The sequence below is a fragment of the Mucilaginibacter mali genome, from assembly GCF_013283875.1.
Lineage (GTDB): Bacteria > Bacteroidota > Bacteroidia > Sphingobacteriales > Sphingobacteriaceae > Mucilaginibacter > Mucilaginibacter mali.
In genome coordinates this window covers 122373-146520 of record NZ_CP054139.1, presented here as the reverse complement: position 1 = coordinate 146520, position 24148 = coordinate 122373, and the positions used below count along the sequence as shown (strand labels likewise).

Below are 24148 nucleotides of genomic sequence, written 5' to 3'. Positions count from 1 at the left end.
GATTAAATAATTTAAACAAGAGTAAATTTTATTTTCTATTACCGCATTTAGCTTTTTGGATTCCGTTTACTATCTACGAGTCGATAATGACCCGTGCTATCGGCAACCGTTCCTCGCCCTGGTTTGATTACATTATTTTTTACTTAATGAACATATTTTATTTCTATGTCCATTCTGAAATCATGACCAGGAGCGTAATGGCGGGTAAACGGGCTTATATTATAGTGCTTTTCACAATAGCCGAACTACCGATGTACCTGTTGTTGAAGCTATTGATCACTTATATTTTGGTAACCACCGGCCTGAACAGTGCCCGGTCTGTAGGCGAGCCTATGATATTTATCAGAAACAGTGCCTGGCGTTTTTTTTATTTCCTTTGCTTAAGCACAGGATATTCGTTTGGCCGCCTTAGCGTGGCAAGGGCTAAAAAGATAAGCGAGCTGGATAAACAACGCCTGCAAAGCCAATTGAATGAACAGGAACTGGAAAAGAACCTGCTATCATCAGAAAATGCTTTTCTAAAGGCACAGATCAACCAGCATTTTCTGTTCAACATGCTTAGTTTTATCCATAGCAACGTGTTGAAGTATTCAGAGAAAATAGGGGATCTGATCATCTCCCTGTCCGACCTGATGCGCTACGCCTTTACAGAGCCGGATGCCGACGGTAAAGTACGCCTGGCGGGCGAAGTGGAGCATATTGAAAATTACCTTTCGCTTAACCAGCACCGTTTTAATCACCAGCTTAATTTTGACTTTAAAGCCACCGGCGATATAGACAATGTACGGGTGATATCGCTGTTACTGGTTACTATTATTGAAAATGTATTTAAATACGGCGATTTGCAAAACCCGGCTTACCCGGCCAAAATTCATATCAATGCCGATGGGAATAAACTACATTTGCATGTTGATAATTCAAAACTGAAGCGCCCGCACGGACACTCGTCAGGCATTGGCATGGATAATGTACAAAAACGCCTTGAACTGATGTACCCGGGTAATTACAAACTTAATATCAACCAGGATACCGAAACTTACCAGTTAGATCTAAATATAAACATCCCAGAAAATGACCTGCTACATCATTGATGACGAACAACACGCAATTGACACTTTAAGTACCTACTTATCCCGGGTGCCCGACATGGAGCTGGCCGGCACTGCTACCAACCCCGTGGCGGCTATACAATCCCTTAAAGCGCACCCCAATGTCGACGTGATATTCCTGGATGTGGATATGCCCGATATTTCAGGGATCGAAGCCATTGAACTGTTACCTAAGGGCCCGGCAATCGTATTCACTACAGCTCATAGCAATTACGCGCTTAATGCTTTTGAACAGAACGCAATAGATTTTTTGCTGAAACCGATCTCGTTCGCCAAGTTTTTAAAATCAATTGATAAAATAAAAGCCTATTTAGGTAAAATTAAGCCAGAGCAAACTACAACGCCGGTGGTGCCGCCCGCTACGATAGCCGCGCAAAGCCAAACATCTATGTTTATTAATCCGGGCACCCGTGGCAAAGTGCAGCAGATATATTTTTCGGAGATACTTTATATTGAGGGCCTAAAAAATTATGTGCTGATATACACAGCCAGTGGCGGCAAGTATACCACCTATCTTACCATGAATGAAATAATGACCGCGCTGCCCGAAATTAAATTTGTGCGCACGCATAAATCATTCATAGTTAATATCGATAAGATCGTTTCAGTTGACGGAAACTCGATTAACCTGGTCGAGCAAAATCAAATTCCTTTAGGTACCAGTTACCGCGAGAATTTCATGAATATCATTTCAGGACTTATTGTAAAAACGCAACGCAAGGCCTGATAGTTCAGGCCAAAAAATATTTACTTTTTCCGGGCCATATCTGATACCAGGTACTTATGCAGGAAATAGTAAATGATCATTTCCTGCTTGCGGGAGTCATCTATAAAGATCCGGTTGAGGTGCATGTGTATAATGCTGGCTAAAAAGCTTTTATAATGTTCCGGCTTTACAGTAGCGGCAAGTGCCGATGCGGCATTAATAAATTCGCCCGGGCTTGTTTTCATGTTTAGCTTGCTGTAAAAAGCTGCATCCCTGAGCGCTGTATTTATATTTTTAGATAATTCGCGGTATTTTTTATCCAGTTCGAATGCGATTTTTTCATCATCAAATTCAAGCATAAACTGCTGATAATTAATTTGCGTAAAAGCGATCTGCTCTGCCTGGCCGGGTAAAAAAACATTCAGTATATCGCGTGTAGTATACAAAGCAAACAAGTAGCCGGGCACTGGCTCGGGCTGTTGTTTTTCGGCACGCAACAGTTGCAAAACCAACTGACTGCTTCGCCAAAAAAGATCTTCGGTCAGCTCGTAATCTCCAGCCTGGTAACGTTCCACTTCACGATTGTAGGTATCGGCCTGGTATTCGCGTATCACATTTTGATAGATGCTTTTTTCCAGTTTCTTTTTAAAATCAGCTAATACTTCACCCAGGTTGCCCGGCGCCATTTTTAGTCTTAGCCTCATATGCGGCGCAGGGTCTTCATACCTGATAAAGAACCATTTTTCTATTGGTCCGTGGCTATAAGTACGCGTTAAAAGCGCGCTCACTTTTAGTAACAAACCGCTGATGGCACTTTTTGGCACATATATTTTAAGGTACAGCCATTCAGACCCTAAAACAAAATGACGCGATATGCCGGGCGTTGCTATCACTTTTGTTTTCACCGGCGTTAAACCCATTTCGGTATCAGGATAAACAAAGGCATTAAACTGGGCAACGTATGGATCACCTTTTATATCGCTAATAATACTGTCATCCTCCTCATCCTGCAAATACTCTTTTATAACAACCTGGTTTTTGCTTTTTACCGATTCGGCAAACAATAAAACATCATCGGCACTATTACAGCAAAAAACCAACTGCTGATCGCCCTGTACCAATGAAAACACCGCAGGTAGTTTAACCCTGTCCCACAGTTTATAAAATGCGGCTAAAATTTTGCTGTCATCATCCTGTTCAAGCCCGGCTATTTCTTCTTTTTTTAAAATCCAGGTAGCCAGGTACAAAACGCTATCCAGGTATTCTACCCGGGGATAAAATGACAAGCCTGGAAAGAACTGGGCCATATCCAGCGTATAATTTGTTTTACCATATTGGTAAGGCACATCGGCCAGGAAACAAAACAAGGGCAGCTTATTCAGCGCATAGTTATATGCCGATGTAAGCCTGGGTATTACTACTTTATTATGCTGCAAGGACCTCAATATCACCTTATCGCCCTCTACCGATACATACAGATCAGACAGTTGCACCTGCTTATCCTGACCATTTAAGGAAACAGCGGTAACAGGCAGTTCATTTGTCCATACACGCCCGCGCCGGTTAATATTATCAATATGCGGATCGCTTAAATGCAGCAATTCGGCAAACAGGATATCAGGGTTAGCGTTCTCTTGTTCTGTTGCCATTTGCCGCGCGGCTGTAGCCATATTGTTATCAGCTACAGTGAACCGCCCCAGCAAAGCCGGCGCGTTTACACCACCGGCGTTATCAATAATTACCCTGTTGCCTGATATACGGAACAGCACCGATATACCCTGTATTTGCAGGCTTTGCTCTACGGCCCCAAGTTTTATTAATTCCTCTTTTCCGAGCCTGATCACCTGCGATCTGTCCGAACATTGCTTATGCCAGCAATCAAGTAGATACCGGTGCGAAGGTGTCCATTTTATGCTGTCTTCAGGCGGTCGCTTTTGGATATGAACCGTCTCCAGCAAGGGATTTTTCTCATTAGCATCACGCGCCTGGTAGCCGACACCAATTTCAGGGTCGAGTGCTTTTAATAGTGGGATACACTGCTGATCGAATTGTTTTTTGAATGTTTTTATAAAAGCGGCCAGTGCTTTGGGTTGTTCCTGCGGCATTAGCCTGTCAAGCGCAAACAAGGCATCGGATAAGGTATTTTTGTAATTACTATCAAGCGAACCTGTAAGTCCGTCGTTTTTCAGGATCAGGCTCAACTGTTCGCCCTGGTCAAAAACGGGGTGATCGGGCAGGCTGTTTTTTAGTTTTTGATTTAGCCCGATAAACAAACCGGGCGTAATGGCTTGATGCGCTGCCAAAGATGCCAGCAAGCTTTTCAGTTCGGTTATACGACTGCTAAGCGGGCAAATTGTATCCGCTTTTTCAAGCAAACGCCGCAAATATTCAGCACCTGTAATATTAGGCTGCAAATGATTAACAAGCAACTGCGAACCGGCCATAAACTGAAAGTATTCTTCAGCTTCTTCAGGCTGGCAGGCAGTCTGTTCAATAATATATTGCAAAATTTCGGGCTTATTTTTTCCCGATGTACAAAGTCTCAGCAGCCTTTTCAGCAATACCGAGTATTCGGCCGATTGCAGATCATAATCACGGGTTTTATAGTTTTCGTTCAGTGTGGTAAATACAAAACGGTACTCGTTCCCGGCACGGTACAGGGTTGGATTAGGAAAAAATAACCCTGCATCTTTTAATTCGCTATTCAGCAATTCGCCGCTTATAGCCATGGTATAAGCCTGATCAGGGTTGATACAAACTTTATAAGCATTAGTATCCAGGCGCATTACGCCCCCGCTTCCCCAGTTTATTAATGAAACGGATGAAAAAAGCCCGAAGGGTGTGGGCCTGAAACAAATGCGGTTATGATACTTTTTAAGCGTATTAAGTTCACGGTTGTTTAGCTGCTGGTAATTAAAATCAACACGTGCCAGCCGGGCGTAAAACCCTGGACTTGCTACATAAATAGCCGCGAGAAAGAAAGGATCGGTAAGTAAAGACCCGATGTGGGTTTCCCTGTACTGCTTCCAGCTTTTTACAGGCATCCTGAGCAACAGGTGATCAGCAAATTTGTAGGACATGACGAAATGATGAAACGAAAATAAAACACTTATCCCTACATGCTTTTACAGGCTACATTACTCATTAAAACCGGCAGATGTTATTATTGGTATTTGATTAGGTAAGGACAAAATTGAAAAACTTCCCTACAAAAACCATTAGGCAACGTAAATTTAATTAAAATGAACAAAGTGTATAGCATTTATTATTACACCAATAGTACTTTAAGCTATATTACTAAGCATTTGCTAACGACGAACAAGCTTTTCAGCAAGCAGTATCCATAAAAAAAGGGCTATTTTTCATAGCCCTTCAAAAAATCACAATAAATACCCCCTAATTTAATTTATAGTTAAGTTACCGGCACCCAAATATTTACAGAAGTGCCCTTGCCCGGAGATGAGTAATATTCTACCGTACCCTTTAAATATTCTATCCGGGTTGCTATATTTTTAAGACCGATGCCTGTAAACCCATCTTTCTGCTGCGTATTGAAACCAACACCGTTATCATTGATCACTGTGGTGATGCCTGTAGCATCACGATTTAGCAAAATATCAAGTCTTGAAGCACGGGCGTGTTTAATCACGTTGTTAACGGTTTCCTGTATCACCCGGTACAACACTGTTTCTACATTGCTTTCGATCCGGTTTTTAAAGCCGTTTGCTTCCACATTCACTTTCAGGCGCTCTGAATCTATTTTTTCGATAAAACTCTTTACATCCGATGCTATACCCGACCGCAATAACATATTGGGCATCATCTGGTGCGATATTACCCGCACCTCCTTACAGCTTTCCTCAACTAAAGCCATGGTTTTTTCGGCCAAAAACCGATCTTCTTCTCTGTCCATTTTTACGCGTTCCATCAATCCGCCCAAATTCATTTTCACGGCCGAGAAAAGCTGACCAACCCCATCATGCAGATCGCTGGCTATGCGTTTGCGTTCTTTTTCCTCGGCTTCAATTACCGCTTCGGTCATCCGGTTTTGCTGGATAATGAGTTGCTGTTGCATCGCGGCTTTTTGCTTTAGCTGCCTGCGGTTATAAAACATGGCTACAAACACCCCTGTAGTAATAAACAGGCCGATAATGATCCCAATGGTTTTATTTCTGCTGGCTATAGATAGTTTTTGGATGGTATTCGCCTTGTTCAGCATATCTATCTGCTGTTGTTTTTTACCGGTTTCGTATTTTACCAGGAGCGCGTTAAACGCCGCCTTATTGTCGGTAATATCAACCGAATCTTTCAGCAGTTTAAATTTATTACTGAAAAAGTAGGCCGAATCTAACTGGCGGTTATGCGCGTAAAAAGCCGACATCGCCTCAAACGAATCCTGCAATTGCGTAGTGTTGTTCAATTTTGCTGCCAGGGTGTGCGCCTGCTTCATATAGGCAATGGCTTTGGTTTTATCACCCAAACCTTCGTAAGCCAGTCCCAGGTAATTTAACGTATAGCTCAGGTTTTTAAGTTCATTAGTTTTTTTACGTATGGCTTCAGCCTGCTTCAGTACAGGTATGGCTTTGGCATATTGCTTCGATGTTACATACATCTCGCCCATATCGCTGTTAACATCAGCTATGCCCGATGAGTCCCCTTCGGCCTTTACAATATCCAGCCCTTGCCTAAAGTATTTTTCCGATCGTGCATACTGTTTCATCCTCGAGGCTACTATCCCCAGGTTGCCCAGCTCCTGCGCGATAAATGATTGGCGCTTTAGCTGTATGTACACATCAAGCGCTTTTTGATGATAAGTGTTAGCTTCATCATATTGGCCTCTTGCAGTCAATATATTGGCTATCCCTACGTAAGAGTCGGCTATGCCCGAAGTATAACCGGCCTTTTCAAAATACTTAACCGATTCAAGATAAGCCGTGATGGAGGCGCTGTGTTCATCCTTCGCGCGCAGCATCATGGCCTTCAGTTCGTAGCAAACACCCGCCTCTATTGTTTTTTTGGGCACCGATGGCAGTATCCTGATCGCTCTTTCGGCATATGCCAGACCCGAATCGAGCATGCCGTTTTGCTGGTAAACCATGGTATATATCATATTGGCCATCCCCTCGCCTTCTTTATAATCAAGCTTTATCGATTCGGGCAGGGTTTGCGCGGCAAGCGCTTTAGCCTTATCGCTGTTTTTACGCACCAGGTAGGTTGCCAATTTGTTGGCCACGTCAATACGGGCCGTACCCGCAAGGTTGCCGGTTTGCAAAAGATTGTCTAAACTGTCGGTAATACGTTTAACCTGCGCGGTAGCCGGGATGGCAAGCATGCAGAAAAGCAGCAGCAGGTATCGGCTGGGATAAAATGTGTGGTGCATGGGCTTTGCTGTTGATCAGGATGTTGTATCTAATTAACAGCTATTATCAGCACATATCAATACCGTGCAGTGGGTATCTTAAACTGCGGGGAAACACTTATTAAACCGGCACCCATATTTTTACTACCGTCCCCCTATCCGGGGCCGATTGAAACTTAACCGTCCCTTTCAGGTATTCTATCCGAGTAACGATATTTTTAAGCCCGATCCCTTCAAAATCATCTATCAGCGCGATATCAAACCCAATACCATTATCTTCTACATCGGCATATATGCCCCCGGCATCCTTATTTAAGCGGATGTTTAAACGACTGGCCTGCGCATGTTTAATTACATTATTCACCGTTTCCTGTATCACCCGGTACAATACTGTCTCTACATTACTTTCCAGCCTGTCTTTAAACCCGCTGGCCTCAACGGTTACCTTTAAGCTTTCCGAATCTATTTTTTCAATAAAGCTCTTTACATCCGATGCTATGCCCGACCGCAACAGCATGTTGGGCATCATCTGGTGCGATATTACACGTACTTCCCTGCAGCTTTCGTCAACCAGGGCCAATGTTTTTTCGGCCAGGAACCGATCTTCCTCTTTTTGGATATTTACCCGGTATATCAAACCGCTCAGGTTCATTTTAACAGCCGAAAACAGTTGCCCTACCCCATCGTGCAGATCGCCGGCTATGCGGCGGCGCTCTTTCTCTTCCGCTTCAATAACAGCCTGTGTAAGCTGGTCCTGCTGTTGCATCATTTGCTGTTGCAAAGCTGCTTTTTGCTTTAGCTGATTGCGCTTATATTCCAGGTAAACAAAAAGAACGCCGCCCAGTATCAACAGCATGATGGCGGCTATAATATAGTTCCGTTGTTTTAGCTTTAACTCCTGGTTACTTAGTTCCAGCTTTTGTATCCGGGCTTGCTTTTGCAGCGAATGGATATTTTCTTCCTTTTTTTCGGCATCCAGCCGCTGGTTCTGCAAAGCCTGGTTTTGATTTTTAAGTTGCAGTTCCTTAATGGTTAAAGCCTGTTTCTGATCGGTAATGAGTAATTGGTTTTTATTCAATTGCAGCAGGCTGTTCTTTAGTTGAAGCGATTTATTTTTATTCGCCGTGTTTAGCAACAGGATCTGGTTTTCTTTCTTCTCTGTCTCATACTTCACCTCCATATCGGCCACCTGCGTTTCCATTTTCCCGGTGTAGATGGAGTCTTTCAGGTCGACATACCGTGTTGTAAGATTTACCGCATCGGTATGTTTGCCTTGTAAATGCAGCAGAATAGCCTTATTTAACAAGGCATCAGCCTGGGCAAGGCGGTCGCCGTTCTTATGCGCGTAATACCATGCCGAATCGGTGCAGAACATGGCTTTATCAGTATTCCCTGTTTTCAGGTACAGATCGGCCAGGTTATTGTACAGCAGGGCGATATTTCCGCTATCGTTTATCTGCCAGCTGTTTTGCAAAGCGATATTGTAGTACTTTAACGCTTCGGTTATGTTGTTCTCTTTGCCATAATACACGCCAAGATTAATACCTACCGTGGCCATCCCTTTTTTGTAGCCTTCTTTCTTAAACATATCAAAGGCTTTCAGCTTCAGCTCCAATTCTTTTTGCTTATTGCCCAGGCCCGAATAGGCACGGGCCAGATTGGCAGTACTGTTAGCTACGCTGATGGCATTATTTTTTTTAGTGTAGATGATGATCGCCTTTTCCAGCAGATCTACCGCTTTGGCGTATTGCTTAAGCCGGATATAGGAGTTAGCGATATTGCTTGTTGCCGTAGCCACGCCAATACTATCGCGCACCGATTCAAAATATTTTAAGGCCAGCAGGTTCCGTTTTACCGATGTTTCATAATCCGACTGGTAATTGGCAATGTTGGCAAAACCAATGTTGGAGCGGGCAGTAGCAAAATCGTCCTTGTAATCGGTCCCATGCTTTGCCAGCGCTGTATAGTAATACTTGGCGCTATCGTAACGGCCTTTAAACATATAGTAGGCGCCAATGCTGGTCATGGCGGTAACCTTTTGTTTCAGGAAAAATGCAGTTGATCTGTTATCGCAAATGCGGATAGCCTGTAAAAGGTAATTAGCTCCTTTTCTATCCTGGTTTTGTGCCAGTTTAGCGCCATCGGTTACCAACATTTTTACTTTAACCGAATCGGCAGCGGTATCATTTGCTACCTGATTTTTTTGAGCCATAGCCCCAAAAGCAAACACCAGCAACAGGAGCATGCTACCGGGTATTGCATTTAATATAGCCTTTCCCGGGCTAAGGAAATGCCATTTACTATACATCATTTTGGTTTCAATTAAGGTTTACCCCCGCACCTGATCCCCTTATGCAAAATAGCGATAAGCTATTGATTATAAAAATACTACAAATGTACTATTGATGCGCCTGAGAATATGCTGTTGCTTAGTACTGTGATTTAACAAACACTTTCACACCATTAATTAATTCATTAATCAATCATTAAAACCTTTTATCAAAATGAAAAAGATCTTTACAATGGCAATGATTCTGACATTCGCAATTATTGCAGGCAAAGCTTCGGCACAAGACAAATCTGCCCAAAAATTCCGCATCGGCCTGGGCCTTGAAGGCGCGTTGCCAACCAATGCAGGCTACAATTATGGTGGTGGCATCACCCTGCGCGTAGCCGTTCCAATCACCGACGAAGGCGCAGTTACCGGTACATCGGGCGTAATGGCTTTTGTACCTAAAAGCATCAGCGGCGTAAATTCAAAAGCACAGATCAATATTCCAATTAAAGCCGGTTATCAGCACATGTTTAATGGCACCCTGTATGGTATGGGCGAAGCAGGTTTCACTATAGCCAAGGTTTATTTTCCATCATCTACTTCTACCAGCCTGGCATCGGCCAGCAGCACCAGCTTTACCTATTCGTTTGGCGTTGGCGCGCATTTGGGTGCCTTCGACCCAAGTATCCGTTACGAAGGTTACAGCAGCTCGGGCTTTGTTGGCCTGCGCTTAGGGTTTAATTTCTAAGCACCGCCTTTCCCCAACTCCTTAACCTCTCCTAAATACTCTCCGAAAGAGAGACTTAAAAAAATGCATATCAAAGCCCCTCTCTTTTGGAGAGGGGTTGGGGTGAGGTACTTTCAGGTTCAGTTTGTGAAACTGTAAAGCGTGTGAGGTGTGGGCTGCCTCCGTTAATGGAGGCGGCCTTTTTTAATCAGAAAAGATTATTTTTATACTAAACTTATTGATCAACCAATTATTAAACCAAACCGGCATGGGCATACGTATTGCAGTTGTTGATGATAAGCGTTTGTTAAGAACAACGCTTTGCGAGCAGTTGGCTTATTACGAAGAGTTGGATGTGATGTTGAAAGCCGCCGACGGCGACGAGTTTTTACAGGCCATGAAAGTGCTGAAACCCGAACAGTTACCGCAGGTTGTACTGATGGATATTGAGATGCCCAATATGGACGGCATTGAAACCGTGGGCATTACCCGCGAAATTTACCCCGAAGTGCTATGCCTGATGCTTACCGTTTTTGATGATGATGAAAAGCTATTTGAGGCCATCAAAGCCGGGGCATGCGGCTACCTGCTGAAAGATGAAAAGATAGGCAACATTGTGCGCGCCATAACCGAATGCGTATACGATGGCAGTGTGCCCATGTCGCCACGCATAGCGCAAAAGGCACTTTCCTTATTAAAAAATACCAGCAAACCAGCCGATAATTTACTTTCGCAGCATGATGATTGTATCCTGTCATCGCGCGAGATAGAAATACTGCAGCGCATAGTCGACGGGTTGAATTACCAGCAAATAGGCGAACGCCTTTTCATCAGTCCGCATACCGTGCGTAAGCATACCGCCAATATTTACGAGAAACTGCATGTAAGCAACAAGGCGGCGGTCATTAAGGTAGCATTGCATAAAAAATGGTTTAACTGATCACGTCGTCCCGAAAGGTCCACGCTCTTTTTTACTTCAGACTTTTACCTTTAGACTTTCTCCCCAAACCACTCACCGTAAAAATCCTGCCATTCGCCGAAAACTTCATTAATATATCACATTTCTGTACCACTTTTACAGTATGGTACAACAACCCATCATCACAGTAAATAATCTGGTAAAAAACTACGGCGATTTTGCCGCGGTTAAAGGCATCAGTTTCGAGGTTTACGAAGGCGAGATCTTCGGCCTGCTTGGTCCCAACGGCGCAGGTAAAACTACTACTTTAGAGATCATTGAAACCCTGCGCGACAAAACATCGGGCAGCATCATGGTAGACGGTTTCAATATCGAAACCGATGCCGACAGTATCAAGCAACGTATTGGCGTTCAATTACAAGCAGCCGGGTATTATCCCAATCTTAACCTTTCCGAACTGATCGACCTATTCAGCGGGCTATATGGCGTAACTGTTTCTCCATTGCAGATGCTGGAAAAAGTAGCGCTTACCGATAAGGCGAAAGCCAAATACAAAGAACTTTCGGGCGGGCAAAAACAGCGCTTTTCTATTGCCACAACGCTCATCAATAATCCGCGCATCATCTTTTTAGATGAGCCCACCACCGGCCTCGACCCGCAGGCCCGCCGCAACCTGTGGGAACTCATTCGCCAGATACGTGATAATGGCACTACCGTAGTAATTACCACCCACTATATGGACGAAGCCGAAGAACTATGCGACCGGGTGGCCTTTGTGGATGGCGGCCATATCATCGGTATAGACACCCCCGACCATTTTATAGATGAACTGATCGCATCGGGCTTTAAACGCAAAAAAGAAGTTAAGGAAGCCAACCTGGAGGATGTATTCATCGCCAAAACCGGCAAGGAATGGCGGGAGGGGTAAGTAGAAAGTCCGGAAGTCCGCATAAGTCGGGAAGTCCGGAAGATATTTATCCATTTGAAATGATCAACGTTAACAAATACTTCCGGACTCTCGGTCTTTCCGACTTCCGGACTATCTCAAAATACAATGACAAATAATTACAGTAACCTACGCGCTACGCTGGCTATTGCCAAGGCCAGCTTGCGTTCTATATTGCGCAGCCCGTCGGCTGTGGTGTTTACCCTGGCATTTCCGCTGATATTTATTGTGGTGTTTGCCAATATTGGCGGCAGCGGTGTAAGTGTTGATGTAGGCGTGGCCAAAACCTGCGACACAACCAACGAAGTTTACAAGGCCCTTAAAAAGAACCCGCTAATCAACCTAATTAAAACGCAAAGCGCGGATGAGATGTCGAAGAACCTGGCCAAAGGAAGCCTCGACGCGGTGATAGATATTAAACCCGGCCAGGACATGGCCATGATGCCACCTGTAGGTAACACTCCGCCTAAAAGCCTGTTCAATATCGATGTTAAATACAGCAAGGCATCGGGTAAAGGACCAATACTGCAATCGGCCTTGAATAATATTTTTTACCGTGTGCAATCGGCTGTGCTGAGCAAGATCCAAAGCTATTCGAACATACCAAGCCCAAAGATCGTCGACCTGAAGGAAACCACCGTAAGCGGCCGCGAGTATAAGTATATCGATTTTATATTGCCGGGGCAGCTGGGCTTTTCGCTGCTGAGTTCGGGTGTGTTCGGTACGGCTTTCGTGTTCCTTAGCCTGCGCCAAACGCTGGTGATCAAGCGCTTCTTTGCCACGCCTGTAAAACGTTACAGCATTGTATTGGGCGAAATGATAGCCCGCATTGTATTTGCACTTGCCGGCGCGTTGATCATCATCCTGATCGGGCATTCGCTGTTCGGGTTTACGCTGATACATGGGGTGGCCACGGTACTGAATATGCTGGTACTTTCGCTCATCGGGCTGATCATCTTCATGGGCTTTGGCTTCACAGTATCGGGCATTGCCAAGAACGAGAGTACGGTGCCGCCATTGTCTAACATCATCACGCTGCCACAGTTCCTGTTGTCGGGTACGTTCTTCAGCACATCGGCATTTCCAAGCTGGTTAAGGCCATTGAGTGAAGCCTTGCCGCTTACACATTTAAACAATGCTATGCGTAAGGTGGCTTTTGAGGGTGCCGGTTTAGGCGATGTAACCCACCAGTTGCTGATATTACTGGTGTGGGGTATAGCGATTTACGCGGTTGCTATTAAAACATTTAAGTGGGAGTAGAACGAATGTGCAAATGTGCGGATATGCAGATGTGCAAATGATTTGAATCGGTGAAAATCACTATTAGGTAATTGGTGAAATCATTAATCTAATATTAAATAAAACTTTACTTTTGGCATTGTTAACAATAATTTAACAATGCCAAAACTTTTTTACGCCTTTCTGTTCCTTATAGCTCTCTCCTTTACTGCCACAGCGCAAACTACAAAAACAGGTACATGGGGCATATTCACCGCACTAATGCCCGGCGACAGTGTACACCGCTGGGGGGGATATGCCGAATTGCAATTACGGGCTAACGGCGCTTTCAGCCAGTTCCAGTATTACGAAACCAAAGCGGGTATCAGTTACGATCTGGACAAATACTTTACCGCTTTAATAGGCGGCGGCCGGTACACTACTTACGATTATAACAACTTAGGCGCCGGCCCAACGACCATCGAGGCCCGCCTTTGGGAACAAATGAGCGTGAGCCAATACCTGTATCGTATTAAACTGGAACACCGCTACCGGATTGAACAGCGCTGGCTGAATGGCATTTACCGCAATCGCTTCCGCTACAGGCTAAACCTGTTTGTTCCGCTGAACAATACCAAGATCGAAGCCAAAACATACTTCATTTCTGTGTTCGACGAGATCTTCCTGAACAATCAGGAGCCGAACTTCGAGCGTAACCGCATCTCGGCCGCGTTGGGTTACCAATTTGATAAAAAGTGGATCGTACAGGCCGGCTGGATCAACCAGTACAATTATGTACCCAACCTAAGCAACGCCAAAAACAATATTATGCTGATGCTGATGTACCGCATTAACCGGAAGAACAGCGCCAAACGCGAGCATTTGCCAAGTACAAGTGATTGATGTTCATGTTAAATCTAAAATTCTGATTGCGATTTCCTGATTTTGGTGGTATATTAGCCGCGTTTCTTATTGTACTTTATACACTACTAAATATAGACCACAAAAATGAGCATTATAATTGATGTACACGCCCGCCAGATACTGGATTCGCGCGGCAACCCAACCATTGAAGTTGAAGTATTAACCGAGAACGGCGCTCTTGGCCGCGCAGCTGTACCATCAGGTGCATCTACCGGCGTTCACGAGGCTGTTGAACTGCGCGATAATGATAAGGCCGTATATATGGGCAAAGGCGTTTTAAAAGCCGTTGCCAACGTAAACGATGTGATTGCCCCTGCCCTGAAGGGTTTTGATGTGTTCGAGCAGAACGCTATCGATAAACTGATGATCCAATTGGATGGTACCGAAAACAAAGGCAAACTGGGCGCTAACGCTATTTTAGGTGTTTCGCTGGCTGCCGCTAAAGCTGCCGCGCAGGAAAGCCGCCAGTCGCTTTTCCGTTATGTGGGTGGTGTTAACGCTAATACGCTCCCAATCCCAATGATGAACATTGTTAATGGCGGTTCGCACTCTGACGCGCCTATCGCGTTCCAGGAGTTCATGATCATGCCGGTTGGCGCCTCTTCGTTCTCTGAGGCTTTGCGTTGGGGCACCGAGGTATTCCACAACCTGAAAAAGATCCTGCACGATCGCGGTCTATCTACCGCGGTAGGCGACGAAGGCGGCTTCGCCCCGACCTTCGAAGGTACCGAAGATGGCGTAGAAACCATTTTGAAAGCTATCGAGAAGGCTGGTTACAAACCTGGTGTTGATATTTGCCTGGCGTTCGACTGCGCCGCTTCTGAGTTTTACAAAGACGGCAAATACGATTATACAAAATTTGAAGGTGATAAAGGCGCCATCCGCACCAGCGCAGAACAGGCCGAATACCTGGCTTCTTTAACTGAAAAATACCCTGTTATCTCTATCGAAGACGGTATGGCCGAGGACGATTGGGATGGCTGGAAAATGCTGACAGACCGTATTGGCAGCAAAGTGCAGCTGGTAGGCGACGACCTGTTTGTTACCAACGTAAAACGTTTACAACAAGGCATCGATCAGGATACGGCTAACTCTATCCTGGTAAAAGTTAACCAGATAGGTACCCTTACCGAAACCATCGACGCGGTTAGCCTGGCGCAAACCAACGGCTACACTTCGGTAATGAGCCACCGCAGCGGCGAGACCGAGGACGCTACCATTGCCGATCTTGCTGTTGCCCTTAATTGCGGCCAGATCAAAACCGGTTCGGCCTCACGTTCAGACAGGATCGCTAAATACAACCAACTGCTGCGTATCGAAGAAGAACTGGGCGCTAACGCGAAGTTTATCGGTAAAAACTTTAAGTATTTTAAGAAGAAGTAATTTCTCTAACCCTTAAAGGGGAGATAGGAATTGAATATGAAAGCCGGTTATTTTTTGACCGGCTTTCATATGAAAAGTTAAATAAATGCAACTAAAATTTGGTTGCATTTATTTTTTGATTATATTTGACCTGTATCAGTACCTGAAAACTTATTACAATTAGGCCAGCAAAAGTGAAAGAAACAGCGTTCGTCTATTCAGTTTAGTGTAAGTTTATCAGTTCCAATATGTCAAAAGAAGAGAAGCTATTAAAAAGATTATTATCCATACCCACGGATTTAAGATGGGAAGAATTAACTAAAGTAGTCGCAATCTTTGGCTACGAAGAATTTACAGGTGGAAAGACCGGTGGTTCAAGAAGAAGATTTGTTGATTCAAATAAAAATATCATTACACTTCATAAACCTCATCCGGCTAATATTGTTAAAAGTTATGCGATACGTGAAGTTATCGCACATTTAAAAACGGCAGGACATTTAAAAGATGAGTGATATCATACAATATCAAAACTACTATGCATCAGTACACTTTAGTGCTGCTGATGAAGTGTTTTACGGAAAAATATTAGGCATTAATGACCTTGTAAGTTTTGAGGGTGCTTCTGTAAAGGAATTAAAAGCAGCATTTGAAGAAGCTGTCGAAGATTATATTGAGTTTTGTGCAGAGATTGGCAAAACACCTGAAAAGACTTACAAAGGAACATTCAATGTTCGTGTATCATCAGCACTGCACAAAGAAGCCGCGATCTTTGCCGCGGTTAATAATATCACCCTAAATGACTTCGTAAAAAAAGCACTTTCCTTTACACTTAGCCACAAAAATCAAATTGACCTTAGCGACATCAGCAGTCGCTAATGGAAACGGCTTGATCAATCATGAAAGGTGATATCTATATCGACACTGACCTGGTAGGTCACGCCGATCTTAAGATCATTGACCAAAGTATGGGCGCTATCGGCGGGTGGCTTATCCCCAACCCTTTATATGAAAGATACAGGCAACGGATACAAGATCTGTACAAAGTACAGGGAATAGCCTGCAGCCAGGATCTTAATTTTAAGGTTATGATCGGGTATATCACACTTGAACCTGCCGGTGGGGTCGGGATCACAGATGCTGCGGCGTTTGATGAGATCTATGTTGAAGTAGCCGGTTTGAATCTTCAATTAGTAGGAATAGAAAACCTGTAATAGCTCTTCCGGATTTACGGTCTTTCCGACTTTCCGGACTTATAAAATAAAAACCGTACCTTTGCCCCCAATAATACCCGTTAGCTTACGGTTTTGATCATTTCCATCAGACGATAGACCCTTCAGATCCGCTTATGCAATCGCGTTAGCATATATTTTAAAAACATTACATGTCATTTCAAGATTTAAATTTAATTGAGCCTATCCTCAGGGCCTTAAAAACCGAGGGATATACCACCCCTACGCCTATTCAAGCCAAATCTATCCCCATTATATTAAAACAGCGCGACCTGTTAGGCTGCGCTCAAACCGGTACGGGCAAAACCGCCGCTTTCTCTATCCCTATTTTACAGTTACTATACCAGGATAAGCAGCAGCACAAGGAACAGAAGACGATTAAAACGCTGATCCTTACCCCAACCCGCGAGCTGGCTATCCAGATAGACGAGAGCATAGCCGCCTACGGTCGCCACACCGGCCTGAAGCATTTGGTAATCTTCGGCGGGGTATCGCAAAATCCACAGACCGACGCTTTAAAACGTGGCGTAGATATTTTAGTAGCCACACCTGGTCGCTTATTGGACCTGATGAACCAGGGCTTTATCCGCCTGGATCATTTGAAGATTTTGGTATTAGACGAAGCCGACCGTATGCTGGATATGGGTTTTGTGCACGATGTAAAGAAGATCATCGCCAAAGTACCTAAGCAAAGGCAAACGCTGTTTTTCTCGGCTACCATGCCGCCCGAGATACAGCAACTGGCCGATACCATTTTATATAAGCCCGAAAAGGTGGAGGTTGCCCCGGTATCGTCAACTGCCGATACCATACAACAAACCGTTTACTTTGTAGGTAAGGAAGATAAAAGAGGCTTGCTGCACCACTTGCTGAAGGATAAAAGCATCGCCACGGTGTTGGTTTTCACCCGCACCAAGCATGGCGCCGATAAGGTGGTAAAAGACCTGAGCAAAGCAGGCATCACCGCCGAGGCAATCCACGGCAATAAATCGCAAAACGCCCGTCAGCGTGCATTAACTAATTTTAAAAACCGCACCACCCGTGTACTGGTAGCTACCGATATTGCCGCTCGCGGTATCGACATTGATGACCTGACCCACGTAATTAATTACGAGATCCCCAACATCCCCGAAACTTACGTACACCGTATCGGTCGTACCGGCAGGGCGGGTGCCAGCGGTATAGCATTTTCGTTTTGCGATGAGGAAGAAAAAGAGTTTCTGAAGGATATTCATAAGCTAATCGCCAAAACCATCCCGGTTGAGGAGGAGCATCCTTTCCCAATGAAGCAATTGACGCAACAGGAAAGGATCTTGAAGGACCTGAAGAATAACCCGCACCACAAAAGCGGCAAGCCTGCACCACGCAATCAATCGGCGCAGCGTAATCCTAACGCTAATAAGGCTGGCGGTAACCGCAACTGGCGCAGAAGCAGAAATAAGTCCTGATCAACTTTAAAATATCAAGCCGGCCCATCAGCCGGCTTTTTTGTTGCACCTGCTTTAGGTGTATATTACTAATATATTATCTGTTTGTTAAGTGGCTTTACACTATGTTTATAATTAAGATATTTAATCCCTATTAGCCGATAACATCAATTTGTTAATAAATATTAAATACCAAAACATAACAAATCAACTAAATTTAAACGAAGATGAAAATATTATACGCCATACAGGGGACCGGTAACGGGCACTTAAGCCGGTCGATGGATATTGTACCGTTGTTACAACAAATGGGTGAAGTTGACGTAGTAGTAAGCGGTATACAGGGCGATCTCTCGCTGCCATTCCCGGTTAAGTATAAGTTTCATGGCATGGGCTTCATCTTCGGCAAAAAAGGTGGGGTCGATCTTTGGAAAAGCTTTTATAAAGCCAAGATCCGCTTGTTTATGAAGGAAATTAACAAACTCCCGGTAGATGATTATGACCTGGTGATAAACGATTTCGAGCCGGTATCTGCCTGGGCCTGCCGTTTAAAAAACAAGTTTTGTATTGGTCTTAGTCACCAGGCCGCTGTAATTACCGATGAAGCTCCTAAACCCCAGGATGTGGATATGATGGGGAATTTTATTCTCAACCATTATGCCCCGGTAAGTGTAAATTATGGCTTCCACTTCGCCGCGTTCAGTAACAATATCTTTACACCAGTGATCAGGCAGCAGGTGCGCGATCATGAAATAACCAACAAGGGGCACTATACCGTTTACCTGCCCGCCTATGATGACCACCGCCTCATCAAGCAACTATCCGAAATAAAAGATATAACCTGGGATGTGTTTTCAAAGCACAATAAAAAGGTTTTGAAACATAAAAACGTACACATTCAGCCTATTAATAATCAAAAGTTTATTGCAAGCATGGCCTCGTCGGCGGGCGTATTATGCGGGGCCGGTTTTGAAACCCCGGCCGAAGCGCTTTTTATGGGCAAAAAACTATTGGTTATCCCCATGAAAGCCCAGTACGAGCAGCACCTTAATGCGGCGGCACTAAGTACCCTTGGCGTGCCGGTAATGAAGAGCCTGAAAGAAAAACATCGCGAAATATTAATTAACTGGCTCGAAAATGGCAAGGTAATTCCTGTAAATTATCCTGATAATACAAAACAAATATTACAATCTATCATTAATAAACATAGTGTTGGTAAGTTACCATAGGCAATATAAGCGGGCATAAATAATTTAGATATACAAAACTTGTTATATATTTTTACCCGTAAATGCCGGTATTGATAGTAATGCGCTATTTTTATTAGTAAAATAGAAATAATTAATAAAAATGGTGAAATGATGCAATTTTACTATTTTAACGTACTTTTTGTAAAAAGCCCTGATTAATATAAAATATTGATAGCCGAAAACTTGTTATAAATTCAGATGAAAAAAATTATACTGATCGTTGACGATGACCTTGGCATTTTAAAGCTGTTAAACTTCATCCTGTCAAAAGATTACGAGATAGTTGTACAAACTAATGGCTTCGACGCGCTTGATTGGCTTGAAAACGGCAACATGCCCGAACTGATCATATCTGATTTAGCCATGCCGACATTTGACGGGCAAGCCTTTGTAAAAAATGTTAAAATAAGCGGCTTTTACGGCGATATCCCCGTGGTGTTGCTCTCGGCCGCCCACGATCTTGACGACCAGGTGGCCTCTATGCCTTTTAAGGTTGACGCATACCTGCATAAACCATTTAATCCAACTATATTAAAATCAGAGATCAGCAAAATTTTGCAAGTTTATGACACACACAACTGATTGGAACGAAAGTGCAGGATTACGGGTTAAACTGGCCTATGCCGGTACCGGGATGCGCGACATGATCTTTGCCGAGTTGCCTGCTCATTACCAAATATTTGCCAGTCCGGATGTGCAACAACTGGATGAATACCTGGCCGAGCAATCGATACTCAGTATGCCCGATATTATTTTGGCCGAGGTTGATGAGGCGGGCGAAACCATGAAATTTGTTGAACGGATAAAAAAGAACAGCCTGTTCAAACAAATGCTGATCGTACTGGTAACCGAAAGACACGATCCTGAATTAAAGGCAAAGGCAATAAAATTAAAGGTAAACGACCTTTATGCCATGCCCATTAACCTGATGCACCTGCGCGAGCGTTTAAACTTTTTGGTAAACTTTAAACTGATCAAGCCTACTTTATCCGAACTTTCTAAAAAGGTAGATACTACTTACACCCTTCCACCGGGCAAACGCGCTATGGACGTAATTCTGTCGTCGATGGCTTTGCTATGCCTTTCGCCAATATTGGTAGTGGTGGCCCTGGCTGTAAAATTTGGTTCGAAGGGACCGATAATTTACAAAAGCAAGCGTGTGGGTACGGGTTATAAAGTGTTCGATTTCTACAAATTCCGTTCGATGCGCAGCGATGCCGACCAATTGCTGGCCAAGCTATCTGTAGAGAATAATCAATATGCAGCCGAGGGGGATGGGACTAAAACAGCATCATTTGTAAAAATCAAGAACGACCCCCGTATTACCAAGCTTGGCGCTTTTTTGCGCAGCACAAGTATTGATGAATTACCGCAATTGATAAACATTTTAAAAGGCGATATGTCTATAGTAGGTAACAGGCCACTGCCGGTTTATGAGGCCGAAATGCTAACATCTAACGAATGGGCGATGCGCTTTTTAGGCCCCGCGGGCTTAACTGGCTTATGGCAGGTAACCAAACGTGGTAAAGACGATATGAGCGAACGCGAGCGCAAAAAACTGGATAATTTTTACGCGCAGAATTACTCGTTGCTGCTCGACATGAAAATTATATTGAGCACTATACCAGCGCTTTTCCAGAAAGAAAAAGTATAAGCAGATGCACAAATACAAACTACTGTTACTACCCGTATTATTTATCATTTTTTTTGCCGGGAACCTGCGCGCCCAGGATAGCCTTTTACCCGATGTGCGTTACGATTACCTGCAAAAACTGATAGACACGGCAAAAAAATACTACCCCGAATTAAAAATAAGGCAAACACAGGTAGGCATAGCAAAAACCAGCTATAACCAGGCGCAAACATCGTGGCTTGATATTATCACGCCATCGTACCTGTATAACCCTTCGCAATCAACCAACCTGGTTAACCCTATCGCCACCAACAGCTACCAGTTTGCTATTACCATAAACCTGGGCACTTTTATTGCCAAACCTTTCCTGATCCACAACGCGCACCAGGCTGTTAAAGTAGCCCAACTACAAGAACAGGAGTACCTGCTTACTTTAGAAGTTCAGGTAAAAACCCGCTATTTTACGTATCTTGGCACACTGGCAAATTTGCGTTCGCTTAACAAATCGGTGCAGGATGCCAACAATAATTCAGAACTGTTAAAACATAAATATGAGAATGCCGAAACCACGCTGGCCGAGTACAGCCAGGCATTATCGATATATTATACACAAAATTCCAGTAAAATATTAGGCGAACAAGCCGTTTTAATCGCAAAAGCATCACTTGAGGAGATAGTAGGCAAAAGGTTGGAAGATATAAAATAATGGAATTAAAAGAGTTTTTTAAACTTATACTAAAATATAAATATGTCATCATTATTGTTCCGCTGGTAACAATAATCGTAACTCACTTTCTCGTAAAACGCCTGCCCTTAGAGTTTGTATCCACCGGCCGTATGGCTACCGGCATCGTCGACCAAAGCCGCCAACTGCTTGATCCTATTGCCAGTACACTACAGGACGCCGCTATTGCCGGCAAATTCAGCAACCTGGAAGAGGTAATGCGGCTAAAGAAAATGATGGATATGGTTTCGTACAACCTTATCCTGCACGATCTGACCACAAACAAGCCATTCCGCCCGCAAGGAAAAGATTACGTCCATTTCAACAAAAGAGACAGCGCGCGCGCGGTACCCTATTTCAAGGATAAGCTGGCCAAACTGGAGCCTCTTAACCTGCACGTAGAGTACGATAAATGGCTGAATGACATGCTGATAGAAAAGCGATATGATCAGCGTTCGTTAGAGTATGGACTTGGGATAAAAAGGGATGGCGACAGCGATTTTATGAGTGTATCTATCGATACCGAAAATCCTGAACTTTCGGCGTTCATCGTAAACACGCTTATCCAGGGATTTATCGCTTATCATACCGCCTCGCTAAAGGAAACTGAATCGGGCGCCATCAATTATCTAAGCGATATGATGAAGCAGAAGCGCAAAATACTGAAGGACAAGCAGGACAGCTTGCTGGCCTACAGGGTTGCTCACAGTATAATGAACATCGATGATCAATCAAGGACCATCAGTTCGCAAATGTCTGCTAACGACGAAAGACTACTGCAGGCCAATAAAGACGCCGAAAGCTACCGGGGCGCTATCGATAACATCGATCAGAAATTTGACCCGAACGAGCGCAAGTACATCGAGGCCAATGTTACCAAGTTAAATATTGCCGTAAGCAGCACGCGCGATAAAATGCACGAACTGTCTGACAAGTACGTACGCAGCAATTTTGATAAGCGCATAAAAGTCTCGCTCGATTCGATACAGAAGGTATTAACCGAGCAAATGAACCAAACATCCGATCAGTATATTCTTAATCCGCTTGTGGGTAAAGACGAGTTGCGAAGAAGAAAAAATGAGCTGGAGGTATCGTATGACCTGGCCCGCTACAGTATCCAGCTGATGGAGGATCAGCAACGTAAGCTGAAATCGCAATATGATAAGCTGGTACCCCTGGATGCCAGGCTAAAATCGTTTTATTATGATATTGACAATGCCAGCCACGAGTACCAGGAGGCCCTGTCTAAATATAACTTAACCAATCTGCAATCGGCGTCTTCATCAAAACTGATACAGGTGCAGGTGGCCATGCCCGAACCGGCGGAGCCATCAAAAAAAATGCTGCTGGTGATATTAAGTGGTTTTGTTTCGGGCTTTGCTGTGCTGATGGTGTTGTTTGTGATGTTCTTTTTGGATGACAGTATCAAAAACCCAACACAACTGGCCAATGCGACTCAAATACCGGTATTGGGTTATCTGAATTTGGTGAGCGGCAACACGTTAGACCTGCGTAAGCTTTGGGATGTAGAGAACCGCGATAAAATGGCGCAATTTAAAGATCTGCTGCGCGCCATCCGCTTTGAAATAGACCAGGAACTTGATGGCGAAAAAGTAGTCGCCATTACCAGTATGAAGGGCGGCGAGGGTAAAACCCTGCTGGCCATCAGCCTTGCCTATTCGTATTCCATGATCAACAAAAAGGTATTGTTGATCGATGGCAATTTCGAGAACCCGACCATCAGCAAAACCGTAAACCCCAAACTGTATGTAGAGGATGTGTTTAAAAACACCCCGGGCAGTTATGATACCATTATCAATACCAACAGTGTAATGGGCAACCATGGCGGCGATGTTACCCTGCTTGAAATTGGCGATGAACGCTTTATTCGTCAAAAATTAAACGAACTAAAAAGCGTTTATGATGTGATCATCATTGAAACCCCGTCGCTTGATGAGATGAATAAGGCAAAAGAGTGGTTGTTGTTTACCAATAAGTTTATTGCCGTTTTTGAGGCCGGGCAAAGTATTGTAAACGGTAAAAAAGCGCTGGTAAAATACCTGCAGGGCGCGGGCGATAAATTTGCCGGCTGGGTACTGAACAAATCGGCATATAATATCAAAAAAAAGAAAAGGTAATTGCCGGGCCACCCCGGGCCTGATCGTATATCAATATCAAATACAATTTTTGTGTTATGAAGGAAAAGCCTAAAGTTGTAGCCGAAGACCCGTTCAAAGATTTGAGCGCATATGATAATAAAAAGCGTAAAGCGGCCATTATTTTTGCCTTTATAGGTGTGTTTATCTGGTTTATGAAAGTGATGTTTTTATAGATCTCCCC

Annotated in this window: 21 protein-coding genes; 18 read left to right on the top strand and 3 right to left on the bottom strand. The window is 44.0% G+C overall.

Going from position 1 to position 24148, the window contains the following annotated elements:
* Positions 1 to 182: 182 nt before the first annotated feature.
* Positions 183 to 1091 carry a sensor histidine kinase gene (locus HQ865_RS00660; RefSeq protein ID WP_173413032.1) on the top strand — a complete coding sequence of 303 codons (909 nt, stop codon included), beginning with the start codon at positions 183 to 185 and terminating at the stop codon, positions 1089 to 1091.
* Positions 1072 to 1836 carry a LytR/AlgR family response regulator transcription factor gene (locus HQ865_RS00655; RefSeq protein ID WP_173413031.1) on the top strand — a complete coding sequence of 255 codons (765 nt, stop codon included), beginning with the start codon at positions 1072 to 1074 and terminating at the stop codon, positions 1834 to 1836. The genes HQ865_RS00660 and HQ865_RS00655 overlap by 20 nt, the downstream gene beginning before the upstream one ends.
* A 20-nt stretch (positions 1837 to 1856) precedes the next feature.
* Here HQ865_RS00655 and HQ865_RS00650 read toward each other — a convergent pair whose 3' ends face one another.
* The 3 genes from HQ865_RS00650 to HQ865_RS00640 form a co-directional block, all read right to left on the bottom strand.
* A complete protein-coding gene (locus HQ865_RS00650) occupies positions 1857 to 4895 on the bottom strand; it encodes a lantibiotic dehydratase (protein WP_173413030.1) in 3039 nt (1012 codons plus the stop codon).
* 332 nt (positions 4896 to 5227) lie between these two features.
* The gene (locus HQ865_RS00645; protein ID WP_173413029.1) at positions 5228 to 7195 is read right to left on the bottom strand and encodes an ATP-binding protein; all 1968 of its coding nucleotides are present in this window, start codon (positions 7193 to 7195) and stop codon (positions 5228 to 5230) included.
* Positions 7196 to 7295: 100 nt separating this feature from the next.
* Entirely contained in the window at positions 7296 to 9386 is a 2091-nt protein-coding gene (locus tag HQ865_RS00640) for a tetratricopeptide repeat-containing sensor histidine kinase (protein WP_173413028.1), read from the bottom strand.
* A gap of 292 nt (positions 9387 to 9678) precedes the next feature.
* Between HQ865_RS00640 and HQ865_RS00635 the strand changes: the two genes are divergently transcribed.
* From HQ865_RS00635 to HQ865_RS00560, 16 genes are all read left to right on the top strand, one after another.
* Positions 9679 to 10197, top strand: a complete 519-nt coding sequence (locus tag HQ865_RS00635; RefSeq protein ID WP_173413027.1) for an outer membrane beta-barrel protein — start codon at positions 9679 to 9681, stop codon at positions 10195 to 10197.
* A gap of 247 nt (positions 10198 to 10444) precedes the next feature.
* The gene (locus HQ865_RS00630) at positions 10445 to 11116 is read left to right on the top strand and encodes a response regulator transcription factor (protein WP_173413026.1); all 672 of its coding nucleotides are present in this window, start codon (positions 10445 to 10447) and stop codon (positions 11114 to 11116) included.
* Positions 11117 to 11258: 142 nt separating this feature from the next.
* Complete coding sequence (locus tag HQ865_RS00625; RefSeq protein WP_173413025.1) at positions 11259 to 12023, top strand: ABC transporter ATP-binding protein; 765 nt, start codon at positions 11259 to 11261, stop codon at positions 12021 to 12023.
* A 126-nt stretch (positions 12024 to 12149) separates the two neighbouring features.
* Entirely contained in the window at positions 12150 to 13301 is a 1152-nt protein-coding gene (locus tag HQ865_RS00620; protein ID WP_173413024.1) for an ABC transporter permease, read from the top strand.
* 138 nt (positions 13302 to 13439) lie between these two features.
* A complete protein-coding gene (locus HQ865_RS00615; protein ID WP_173413023.1) occupies positions 13440 to 14162 on the top strand; it encodes a DUF2490 domain-containing protein in 723 nt (240 codons plus the stop codon).
* A gap of 105 nt (positions 14163 to 14267) precedes the next feature.
* Positions 14268 to 15566, top strand: coding sequence for a phosphopyruvate hydratase (eno, locus tag HQ865_RS00610; RefSeq protein WP_173413022.1), 1299 nt, complete (start codon positions 14268 to 14270; stop codon positions 15564 to 15566).
* A 227-nt stretch (positions 15567 to 15793) separates the two neighbouring features.
* Positions 15794 to 16057: a type II toxin-antitoxin system HicA family toxin gene (locus tag HQ865_RS00605; RefSeq protein WP_173413021.1), complete on the top strand. Its 264-nt coding sequence runs from the start codon at positions 15794 to 15796 to the stop codon at positions 16055 to 16057.
* On the top strand, positions 16050 to 16421 hold the full coding sequence (locus HQ865_RS00600; protein WP_173413020.1) for a type II toxin-antitoxin system HicB family antitoxin: 372 nt from the start codon (positions 16050 to 16052) through the stop codon (positions 16419 to 16421). The genes HQ865_RS00605 and HQ865_RS00600 overlap by 8 nt, the downstream gene beginning before the upstream one ends.
* Before the next feature lie 20 nt (positions 16422 to 16441).
* On the top strand, positions 16442 to 16756 hold the full coding sequence (locus tag HQ865_RS00595; RefSeq protein WP_173413019.1) for a hypothetical protein: 315 nt from the start codon (positions 16442 to 16444) through the stop codon (positions 16754 to 16756).
* A gap of 170 nt (positions 16757 to 16926) precedes the next feature.
* Positions 16927 to 18222: a DEAD/DEAH box helicase gene (locus tag HQ865_RS00590; RefSeq protein ID WP_173413018.1), complete on the top strand. Its 1296-nt coding sequence runs from the start codon at positions 16927 to 16929 to the stop codon at positions 18220 to 18222.
* A gap of 206 nt (positions 18223 to 18428) precedes the next feature.
* Positions 18429 to 19430, top strand: coding sequence for a glycosyltransferase family protein (locus tag HQ865_RS00585; protein WP_173413017.1), 1002 nt, complete (start codon positions 18429 to 18431; stop codon positions 19428 to 19430).
* A gap of 219 nt (positions 19431 to 19649) precedes the next feature.
* Positions 19650 to 20033, top strand: a complete 384-nt coding sequence (locus tag HQ865_RS00580) for a response regulator (RefSeq protein WP_173413016.1) — start codon at positions 19650 to 19652, stop codon at positions 20031 to 20033.
* Positions 20017 to 21105, top strand: coding sequence for a sugar transferase (locus HQ865_RS00575; RefSeq protein ID WP_202020435.1), 1089 nt, complete (start codon positions 20017 to 20019; stop codon positions 21103 to 21105). Before HQ865_RS00580 ends, HQ865_RS00575 begins: the two co-directional genes overlap by 17 nt.
* A 4-nt stretch (positions 21106 to 21109) precedes the next feature.
* Positions 21110 to 21790, top strand: coding sequence for a TolC family protein (locus tag HQ865_RS00570; protein ID WP_173413015.1), 681 nt, complete (start codon positions 21110 to 21112; stop codon positions 21788 to 21790).
* Positions 21790 to 23946, top strand: coding sequence for an exopolysaccharide transport family protein (locus HQ865_RS00565; RefSeq protein ID WP_173413014.1), 2157 nt, complete (start codon positions 21790 to 21792; stop codon positions 23944 to 23946). Before HQ865_RS00570 ends, HQ865_RS00565 begins: the two co-directional genes overlap by 1 nt.
* 56 nt (positions 23947 to 24002) lie before the next feature.
* Positions 24003 to 24140: a hypothetical protein gene (locus HQ865_RS00560; protein WP_173413013.1), complete on the top strand. Its 138-nt coding sequence runs from the start codon at positions 24003 to 24005 to the stop codon at positions 24138 to 24140.
* The last annotated feature ends 8 nt before the right edge of the window (positions 24141 to 24148 follow it).

Bases quoted from the DNA above. Each gene is read 5' to 3' on its own strand.
- HQ865_RS00600 (WP_173413020.1), top strand. From the start codon at position 16,050: ATGAGTGATATCATACAATATCAAAACTACTATGCATCAGTACACTTT.
- HQ865_RS00585 (WP_173413017.1), top strand. From the start codon at position 18,429: ATGAAAATATTATACGCCATACAGGGGACCGGTAACGGGCACTTAAGC.
- HQ865_RS00570 (WP_173413015.1), top strand. From the start codon at position 21,110: ATGCACAAATACAAACTACTGTTACTACCCGTATTATTTATCATTTTT.
- HQ865_RS00660 (WP_173413032.1), top strand. From the start codon at position 183: ATGACCAGGAGCGTAATGGCGGGTAAACGGGCTTATATTATAGTGCTT.
- HQ865_RS00580 (WP_173413016.1), top strand. From the start codon at position 19,650: ATGAAAAAAATTATACTGATCGTTGACGATGACCTTGGCATTTTAAAG.
- HQ865_RS00615 (WP_173413023.1), top strand. From the start codon at position 13,440: ATGCCAAAACTTTTTTACGCCTTTCTGTTCCTTATAGCTCTCTCCTTT.
- HQ865_RS00650 (WP_173413030.1), bottom strand. From the start codon at position 4,895: ATGTCCTACAAATTTGCTGATCACCTGTTGCTCAGGATGCCTGTAAAA.
- HQ865_RS00645 (WP_173413029.1), bottom strand. From the start codon at position 7,195: ATGCACCACACATTTTATCCCAGCCGATACCTGCTGCTGCTTTTCTGC.
- HQ865_RS00605 (WP_173413021.1), top strand. From the start codon at position 15,794: ATGTCAAAAGAAGAGAAGCTATTAAAAAGATTATTATCCATACCCACG.
- HQ865_RS00565 (WP_173413014.1), top strand. From the start codon at position 21,790: ATGGAATTAAAAGAGTTTTTTAAACTTATACTAAAATATAAATATGTC.
- HQ865_RS00625 (WP_173413025.1), top strand. From the start codon at position 11,259: ATGGTACAACAACCCATCATCACAGTAAATAATCTGGTAAAAAACTAC.
- HQ865_RS00635 (WP_173413027.1), top strand. From the start codon at position 9,679: ATGAAAAAGATCTTTACAATGGCAATGATTCTGACATTCGCAATTATT.
- HQ865_RS00640 (WP_173413028.1), bottom strand. From the start codon at position 9,386: ATGGCTCAAAAAAATCAGGTAGCAAATGATACCGCTGCCGATTCGGTT.
- eno (WP_173413022.1), top strand. From the start codon at position 14,268: ATGAGCATTATAATTGATGTACACGCCCGCCAGATACTGGATTCGCGC.
- HQ865_RS00560 (WP_173413013.1), top strand. From the start codon at position 24,003: ATGAAGGAAAAGCCTAAAGTTGTAGCCGAAGACCCGTTCAAAGATTTG.
- HQ865_RS00655 (WP_173413031.1), top strand. From the start codon at position 1,072: ATGACCTGCTACATCATTGATGACGAACAACACGCAATTGACACTTTA.
- HQ865_RS00590 (WP_173413018.1), top strand. From the start codon at position 16,927: ATGTCATTTCAAGATTTAAATTTAATTGAGCCTATCCTCAGGGCCTTA.
- HQ865_RS00595 (WP_173413019.1), top strand. From the start codon at position 16,442: ATGAAAGGTGATATCTATATCGACACTGACCTGGTAGGTCACGCCGAT.
- HQ865_RS00630 (WP_173413026.1), top strand. From the start codon at position 10,445: ATGGGCATACGTATTGCAGTTGTTGATGATAAGCGTTTGTTAAGAACA.
- HQ865_RS00575 (WP_202020435.1), top strand. From the start codon at position 20,017: ATGACACACACAACTGATTGGAACGAAAGTGCAGGATTACGGGTTAAA.
- HQ865_RS00620 (WP_173413024.1), top strand. From the start codon at position 12,150: ATGACAAATAATTACAGTAACCTACGCGCTACGCTGGCTATTGCCAAG.